Here is an 8,871-nt window from a genome sequence, read left to right as displayed (position 1 = left end):
ATAGGCCTTTTCGATCCGGCAACTGTCGAGCGTGTGCAGACCGCAGAGCTTGAGCCCGTGATCGGCGCCTACCGCTTGCAGCGTCTCAAACACATGGGCGGCCATGTCGGTGGAGACATAAAGCTCCCACCCCAGCTCGCCGACGTATGAGATGCGGTGCGCCCGCGCGATGCCAAGCCCAATCTCGATCTCGCGCGCGGTGCCGAAGGCGAACCCCTTGTGGCTCAGATCATCGGGGCTGACCGCCGACAAAAGGTCACGCGATTTTGGCCCCATGACGCAAAACACGGCCTCGGCGGCTGTCATGTCAATGATCGCGACCGCATCCTCGCCCTGATGGCGGCGCAGCCATGCCAGATCGCGTTGCAGGGTCGCGCCCGGCACCACCAGAAGGAAGGCAGTCTCCGACAGGCGCGTGACCGTCAGATCGCTTTCGATACCGCCGCGCTCATTGAGCATCTGGGTATAGACGACGCGGCCCGGCGCAACATCCATCTGGTTGGCGCAGACGCGGTTCAGAAAGGCGCAAGCCGCGCGCCCCTCGACCCGGATCTTGCCGAAGGAGGTCATGTCGAAAAGGCCCACGGCACTGCGCACCGCCATATGTTCGGCCTGCTGGTTGCCAAACCAGTTTTGCCGCCCCCAGCTATAGCGATATTCGCGTTCTTGGCCGGGATCGGCGAACCAATTGGCCCGTTCCCAGCCCGCAACCTCGCCAAAGACCGCGCCTGCGGCTTTCAGATGCTCATGGATGGGTGAACGCCGCACACCGCGGGCGGTTTCGACCTGCCGATAGGGCCAATGATCGGCGTAGAGCAGGCCCAAGGTCTCGGTCACGCGCTCTTTCAGATAGCGGCGGTTGCGCTGGAAGGGCTGGGCGCGGCGAATATCCACCTCCCACAGATCAAAGGGCGGCTCGCCCTCGGTGATCCAATGCGCCAGCGCCATGCCCGCGCCACCCGAAGACACGATCCCGATCGAGTTATAGCCCGCCGCCACCCAATAGCCTTTGAGTTCCGGCGCCTCGCCCAGATAGTAGCGGTCATCAGGGGTAAAGCTTTCGGGGCCGTTGAAAAAGGTGTGGATGCCCGCCGTCTGAAACATCGGCATGCGGCGCGTCGCCATCTCGAGGATCGGCTCGAAATGCTCGAAATCCTCGGGCAGCGCGTCGAAACAGAAATCTTCTGGAATGCCGCCCATGCCCCAGGGCTTGGCGCGTGGCTCGAACGCGCCCAGCATCATCTTGCCGGCGTCCGATTTGTAATAGGCGCATTCGTCAGGCACGCGCAGAACCGGCAAATGGCCAAGCCCTTCAATGGGTTCGGTCACAAGGTAGAAATGCTCGCAGGCATGCAACGGCAGCGTGACGCCCGACCTTGCCGCCAGATCGCGGCCCCACATGCCGCCGCAATTGATCACGACATCGGCGGCGATATGGCCCTGTTCCCCGTCGCTTTCCCAATTCACACCCGTCGCGCGCGCGCCATCATCGGTCACGGCGGTCACCTTGACGCCCTCGATGATCTGGGCGCCCGCCATCCGTGCGCCTTTGGCCAGCGCCATGGCGATGTTGGCCGGGTCGCATTGCCCGTCGCCGGGCAGATGCACAGCACAGGTGACATCGCCGATTTCGACATGCGGATACATGGCGCGCACTTCGGCGGTGGTGATCTCATGCACCTCGACGCCAAAGGTGCGCGCAACGGTGGCCTGCCTCAGCAATTCTTCGCGCCGGTCAGCGGTCAGGCCCAGCGAGATCGAGCCGACCTGACGCATGCCGGTCGCGACACCGGTCTCGGCCTCGAGCTTGGTGTAAAGCTCGGCGGAGTATTTCGCCAAACGCGTCATGTTCTGGCTGCCGCGCAGCTGGCCCACCAGCCCCGCCGCATGCCATGTCGTGCCGCAGGTCAGTTGCTTGCGTTCCAAAAGCACGATGTCGGTCCAGCCAAGCTTGGCCAGATGATAGGCGACCGAACAGCCGGAGACGCCCCCGCCGATGATCACTGCGCGTGCGTGCGTTGGGGGTTTTGCCATGATGTCAGGCCCTCAGCCTTGAATTGTCAGCGTCCCAGAGCGGGCGATCTTCCTGCACCACGGCGGCGCAGCGCTGGCCGTAGATATCAACCTCGATTTTTGTGCCGGGCACGGCCAGATCGGCGCGCAGCATGCCAAGCGCGATGGACCCGCCAACGCGGTAGCCCCAAGCGCCCGAAGTGGTTTCGCCCACCACTTTCCCGTCATGCCAGAGCGTGGACATATAGGGCGCGTCCGCCGCCCCCGCCTCGACCGTCAACGTGACGAAGCGTTTGGCCGGACCCGCCTGTTTCTCGGTCAAAAGCGCCTGTTTGCCGGGGAAGTCCTGGGCCTTGTCAAAGCGGATGAAGCGATCAAGACCGCCCTGCAATAGGCTGTAATCCGTGGACAAATCGCCCTTCCACGCGCGGTAGCCCTTTTCGATGCGAAGGGAATTCAGCGCGAACATGCCGAATGGCTTCGCGCCCTTCGTCAAGATCGCCTCGTAAATATCTGGCAGATATGCATTTTCGGCGTGAACCTCCCAGCCCAGCTCGCCCGCGAAGGACACGCGCGCCAGCCAGCAGGGTTGGCCCGCCAGATGCGCCGCTTGATGGGTGAGCCATGGCAGGGTCAGATCGGCATCGGTGCCGACAGCGGCCAGCAATTCGCGCGATTTCGGGCCGGTGACGATCAGCGTGCCGATCTCGCGGCTCAAGTCAGTGAGCGACAGGCCGGGGGCCAGATCGCGCTCCAGCCATTCGCGGTCATGCCATTGCGCAACCGCCGCCGTGATCAGCGTGTAGTCATCGGGGCCGTGACAGGCGACCGACATCTCGGTCACGATGCGGCCACGCTCATCGGGGAAATAGGCCAAGCCAAGACGCCCGGGCTTGGGTAGGCCACCCGCGACCTTGCCCAATAGCCAGTCGGTGGCACCATCGCCCGTCAGGCGGAAGCGCGAAAAGCCGGGTAGGTCCAAGACGCCCACATGATCGCGCACCGCCTCGCATTCCTCGCGGATGCGGGCCTCCCACGGGCCTGCGCGGTTCCACGTCTGGGTCGCTTCCTCGGAGGTGTCGTCGTCGGCCCGCGCGAACCAATTGGCGCGTTCCCAGCCGCCATAGGCGCCCATCTGGCCGCCCAATTCCTTGATCCGTGCATGCAAGGGCGAGGTCTTGCGGTCAGGGGCGGCAGGCCAGCGATGCCATGGGAAATGCATGGCGTATTCGTGGCCATAAACCTCCATCCCCTTTTGCACGCAATATTCGTGATCGGTGTAATCGGTGAAGCGGCGCGGGTCGCAAGACCACATGTCCCATTCGGTCGCCCCTTCGGTGATCCATTCGGCCAGCACTTTGCCCGCGCCACCGCCCTGCGCGATGCCGAAGGTGAAAACGCAAGCCTCGAACGCATTGGGCACGCCCGGCATCGGGCCGATCAGCGGGTTGCCATCGGGGGTATAGGGGATGGGGCCGTTGATGACGCGGGCGAGCCCGGCTTCCGCCAAAAGCGGCACGCGCGCCATCGAATCCTCGATCTGGAAGGACAGACGCTCCAGATCGTCGGGGTAGAGCTGAAAGCTGAAATCCTCGGGCATCGGATCGGCGGGATCGGCCCAATGCGCGCGGCAAGGCCGCTCATAAGGGCCAAGGTTGAAGCCGTTCTTTTCCTGACGCAGATAGTATGAGCTGTCGACATCGCGCAAAAGCGGCAGCTTGTGACCGGCCGCTTGCGCCCAATCGCGGATCTCGGGCACCTCGTCGAAGACCATGTATTGATGGCTCATCACCATCATCGGTACGGTGCGCCCGCCATAGGGCTTGAACCATTCGCCCACACGCTGGGCGTAATATCCGGCCGCATTGACCACGATCTCGCAGCGGATGTCGCCCTTTTCGGTATGCACGATCCATTCGCCATTCTCGCGGCTGACGCCCGTGGCGGGGCAGAAGCGCGCGATGGTCGCGCCCAGATCGCGCGCGCCCTTGGCCAGCGCTTGGGTCAGCTGCGCGGGGTCGATATCGCCATCGGCGGGATCATAGAGCGCGCCTTTCAGGTCATGGGTCTCGATGAAGGGGTATTTATCCTTGATTTCGTCGGGCGAGAGGATTTCCAGCTTCATCCCCTGATACAGCCCCATGCCGCGGGCGCGGGCAAACTCCTGCATCCGCTCATCCGAATGGCCAAGGCGGATCGAGCCCGTGACATGGTAGTTCATCGGGTAATCCACCGCCGCACCCAGCCCGCGGTAAAGCTCGGTCGAATAGCGCTGCATGTTCATCAGCGACCATGAGGTCGAGAAGGTCGGCACATTGCCCGCCGCATGCCAGGTGGAGCCTGCCGTCAGCTCGTTTTTCTCGAGCAAAACGCAATCGGTCCAACCTGCGCGTGCCAGATGATAAAGCGCCGAAACGCCCACGACGCCGCCACCGATGATCACGACGCGCGCGTGCTGCGGAATCTCTGCCATGCTGCGGCCTCCTCCCTTTTGTGGGGCGAAGTATTCCGCTTGCGCGATCACAGTTCAATTCGCCACGGAGATGTGTATTGATCGGAGAAACCGATTAGAGGCGGCCATGACACTTGAGCAGATCGAAACCTTTCTTGACCTGTGCGAGACGCGCAGCTTCAACCGCACGGCCAACCGGCTGGGGGTGACGCAATCGACGATCTCGGGGCGGGTGCAGGCGCTTGAGACGGCGCTGGGCTGCAAGCTGCTTGCGCGTAGCCGCGCGGGCACGGCGCTGACCACCGAGGGCCTGCGCTTCGAGCCGCATGCGCGCGCATTGCGCAATGGCTGGACGGCGGCGGGCCAAGCGGTGCGCGGTGCGGGCAATGCCGCGATGACGTTACGGATCGGTATCCAGCATGATCTTTTGGGTGATCAGGTGGCCGAGTGGGTCAAGGCGGTGCAAGGCGCGGTGCCCGACATGGCGCTGTATGTCGAGGCCGATTACTCGGCCCAAATGTGCGCCGATGTGCGCGATGGTCAGCTTGATCTGGCGATTCACTACACACCCAAGGCCCATCCAGATCTGCATTTCGAAAGCCTGGGCGAAGTGGCCTATGTCATGGTTTCCACTGAAGCCGACGATCTGGGCGGGATTCGCCCGGAAAGCTATATCCTACCCAATTACGCCCCGGCCTTTTCCGCGACCCATTCGGCGTTGTTGCCGATGCTGTCGGTCGGCACTGTGTCGAGTGGGCAAAACGCGGTCATCCGAGGGCTTTTGACCGCACTTGGCGGCAGCACCTATGTGTTGCGCGCCACGGCGCTTGATCTGGAACGTGGCGGGCTGGCAAAGCGGGTCGCGCATGCGCCCGGTATCGCGCAGCCCGTTTATGCCGCGCTGCATCTGCGTAACCGCCACAGGGGCGCGCATCGGCGCATCTTGCGCGCCTTGAAGGCGCATCTGACCGCGCGCGCAGTGTGAGCGGTCAGCTTGCGCGCGCTTGGGCCACCAGCCAGTTGACGCAAGCCACGATCTCGGGGCGGTGGTGGTTCCCGCCATGGGGCAGCACGATGTGATGGCCCAGCCGTTCGGGCAAGACCGCCGGGCAGGCCAAGACCAGATCGCCGCGCGCCAGGTAGGGCGCGGCCAACGCGTCGGCGATCAGCGCATAGCCTTGACCGCTTTTTGCCAGTTCCAGCGCGACCAGTGATTGATCGACCACATAGACCGGCTCGGGCAGATGGGCATTGGGGGCGTGTTCTTGCTGGAACTGCGCCCAAGTATCGATCGTGCCGGTGATCTCGATCAGCGGGCCTTGCAGCACGGTTGCGATGTCGCCCGCCTGCGATGGCGCGCAGACCGGCACGACCTGACCCCGGCAGAGCGCCATGACGGCGCCATCGGGCCACGTGCCGTCACCATAGCGGATGTCGATATCGATCGGATCGCGCCCGCCGGTTTCCGACCAAGAGGCCGAAAGGATGCGCAGGTTGATCTCCGGGTGGCTGTCGCGAAACACCCCGATGCGCGGCATCAGCCACAATACGTTGAACGAGCTGAGCCCCCGCAGCGTCAGCGTCGCAGGGTGGCTTTTGCCGAAGATCCCCGCCGTGCCGGTCTCGATCACTGAAAATGCCTTGGTCACCACCGGCAGGTAGTTCTGCCCCGGCAAGGTCAGCACCAGCATGCGGCGCTGGCGGGCGAAAAGCTTGCGGCCCAACTCTGCCTCGAGCGCGCGGACCTGGTAGCTGATCGCCGAGGGGGTCAGGCCCAGCTCTTCGGCTGCGCGGGTGAAATTGCCCAGCCGCGCGCTGGCTTCGAAGGCGCGCAACCATGACAAGGGGGGGAGATGGGTAAACATAGCCGCAATCTACAAAAATTTTCGATGCTGTCGCGAAATATTTTTCGCTGTGTAGCCGCGCGCCGCCGGCGCATTCTGCATGGCGCGGGAGAGAGGCGGGCATTGCATGCAAAGCTATGATTACGTGATCGTCGGCGGTGGTTCGGCGGGCTGTGTGCTGGCCGAGCGGCTCACCGCATCGGGTCGCGATAAGGTGCTTTTGCTCGAGGCGGGCGGAAGCAACTGGTCGCCTTGGATCGGGCTGCCCTTGGGTTATGGCAAGCTGTTCTATCACCCCAAGCTGAACTGGCAGTTCATGACCGCACCCGATGCCGCCTTGGGCGGGCGGTCGGGCTATTGGCCGCGCGGCAAGGTCTTGGGCGGGTCGGGGTCGATCAACGCGATGGTCTATGCCCGTGGCCTGCCGCATGATTTCGACGATTGGGAGGCGGCGGGCGCCACCGGCTGGGGTTGGGACACGGTCCAAAAGACCTACGCCGCGATGGAAACCCAAGTCGGCACCGATGGAAGCGAGGCCGGGGCCGGGCCGGTGCATGTGCAAGATGTGTCCGACCAGATCCACCCGTCCAACCGGCATTTCTTTGATGCCGCGGCCGAGTTGGGTCATCCCGAATGCCCAGATTTTAATCATGCCGCCTCTGAAGGGGCGGCGGTCTACCGGATCAATACCCATCGCGGGCGGCGCGATGGTTCCGCCCGCGCCTATCTGGCGCGCGCCCGCAAGCGGGCCAATCTGCGCATCATCACCCATGCCCATGTCGACCGGATCGGCTTCGAGGGTAACCGCGCGGCCAGCGTCACCTATCTGCGCCATGGTCAAAGCGTCACCGTGCATGCGCGTCGCGAGATTATCTTGTCGGCGGGCGCCGTCGCCTCGCCGCTCATCTTGCAGCGCTCGGGCCTTGGGCCGGAGGCGCTGTTGCGCGCATCGGGCATCACCCCCTTGGCCGATCTGCGCCATGTGGGCGCGAACCTGCAAGATCATCTTGCCGTCAGCTACTACTACCGCGCGACCGAACCCACGCTGAACAACGAGCTGGCCCCGCTTTGGGGCAAGATCCGCGCCGCGATCCGCTATGCGCTGACGCGCAAGGGGCCGCTTGCGCTCTCGGTCAATCAATGCGGCGGGTATTTCCGCTCTGATCCCGGTCTGAACAGGCCCGATCAACAGGTCTATTTCAACCCCGTCACCTATACCACGCGTGTGGTCGAGGGGCGGCGCACAGTGATCAACCCCGATCCGTTTCCGGGTTTCATCATCTGTCACCAGCCCTGCCGCCCGACCAGCCGGGGTAGCATCACCATCGCAAGCGCCGATCCTTTGGCCGCGCCCGTGATCGTGCCCAATTCGCTGGCGACCGCAGAAGACCGCGCCGCGGTGATCGCGGGGGGGCGGCTTTGTCAGGATTTGATCCGCACCAAGGCGTTGAACGGGCTGATCGCGTCCAGCATGGACCCGACCGATCTGCGCGATATGGATGATGACGCCATTCTGTCCGATTTTCGCGAGCGTGCCGGAACAGTCTATCACCCCGTGGGCACCTGCCGCATGGGCCAGGATGCAGAGGGTTCCGTGGTTGATCCATCGTGCCGCGTGCATGGGGTGGCGGGCCTACGCGTCATTGACGCCTCGGTCTTTCCCAATGTCACCTCGGCCAATACCAATGCGCCGACGATGATGGTGGCCAACCGCGCCGCCGACCTGATCCTGGAGAGCGCATGAGCATTCCCTATTCCGCCTCGGGGGCTGTCCCGCTGTCCACACCGCGCGGACAGGACGATACCGGCCCGCGAATCATGCGGATCGAGACCTTCGCCACGCCCCTCATCGGCTTCGTGCGGGTCACGACCCAAGATGGCGCGCAGGGCTGGGGGCAGGTCTCGACCTACAATAGCGATATCACGGCGCAAATCCTGCACCGCCAAGTGGCCCCTTGGGCGCTGGGCCGTGGGGCGGATGCGCTGGAGGATGTGATCGCCGAGATCCCGCTCCGCGAACACAAGTATCCCGGCACCTATCTGTGCCGCGCGATGGCGGGGCTGGATACGGCCATGTGGGATTTGCGCGGCAAGGTGGCGGGCAAGCCCGTGGCGGCCCTTTTGGGCGGCTCGGCGGGCAAGATCCGCGCCTATGCGTCATCGATGCGGCGCGACATCACGCCGGAAGCGGAGGCCGCGCGCCTGATCGCGCTGCGCGACGCGCATGGGTTTGACGCCTTCAAGGTGCGGGTGGGCGCCGAATGCGGGCAGGACCGCGACGAGTGGCCGGGCCGGACCGAGGCGATCATCCCCGCCATCCGCCGCGCGCTTGGCGACAAGGCCGCGCTTCTGGTCGACGGCAATTCCGGCTTTTCGCCAAGCCGCGCGATTGCCGTGGGCCGGATGTTGCAAGACCACGGCTATGAGCATTTCGAGGAACCTTGCCCTTATTGGGAGCTGGAGCAGACCGCCGAAGTCGCTGCCGCCCTGTCTATGGATGTGGCGGGCGGCGAGCAGGATTGGGATTTGCAGAATTGGCGGCGGATGATCGCGCTCAAATCC

General features: G+C 64.2%; 6 protein-coding genes. 3 read left to right on the top strand and 3 right to left on the bottom strand.

Translation table 11 applies throughout. From position 1 onward, the window contains the following. On the bottom strand, positions 1–2,034 hold a 2,034-nt coding region (locus ACTG4J_RS13105; protein ID WP_439140191.1), incomplete at its 3' end, for a GcvT family protein. 4 nt (positions 2,035–2,038) lie between these two features. Further along, positions 2,039–4,486: a GcvT family protein gene (locus tag ACTG4J_RS13100; RefSeq protein ID WP_439140189.1), complete on the bottom strand. Its 2,448-nt coding sequence runs from the start codon at positions 4,484–4,486 to the stop codon at positions 2,039–2,041. 106 nt (positions 4,487–4,592) lie between these two features. Between ACTG4J_RS13100 and ACTG4J_RS13095 the strand changes: the two genes are divergently transcribed. Next, entirely contained in the window at positions 4,593–5,450 is an 858-nt protein-coding gene (locus ACTG4J_RS13095; protein ID WP_439140187.1) for a LysR family transcriptional regulator, read from the top strand. Between the two features lie 4 nt (positions 5,451–5,454). Here the strand turns inward: ACTG4J_RS13095 and ACTG4J_RS13090 are convergent, their stop codons facing one another. Continuing rightward, positions 5,455–6,330, bottom strand: coding sequence for a LysR family transcriptional regulator (locus ACTG4J_RS13090; protein WP_439140185.1), 876 nt, complete (start codon positions 6,328–6,330; stop codon positions 5,455–5,457). A 106-nt stretch (positions 6,331–6,436) separates the two neighbouring features. Between ACTG4J_RS13090 and ACTG4J_RS13085 the strand changes: the two genes are divergently transcribed. After that, entirely contained in the window at positions 6,437–8,053 is a 1,617-nt protein-coding gene (locus ACTG4J_RS13085; protein ID WP_439140183.1) for a GMC family oxidoreductase, read from the top strand. Continuing rightward, a partial coding sequence (locus ACTG4J_RS13080) for a mandelate racemase/muconate lactonizing enzyme family protein (protein WP_439140181.1) occupies positions 8,050–8,871 on the top strand: 822 nt, incomplete at its 3' end. The genes ACTG4J_RS13085 and ACTG4J_RS13080, both read left to right, overlap by 4 nt.

It is taken from the genome of Roseicyclus sp. (assembly GCF_965662675.1).
Classification (GTDB): domain Bacteria; phylum Pseudomonadota; class Alphaproteobacteria; order Rhodobacterales; family Rhodobacteraceae; genus Roseicyclus.
The sequence above is the reverse complement of the archived record's forward strand: the minus strand, read 5'-3'. Positions and strand labels throughout refer to the sequence as shown.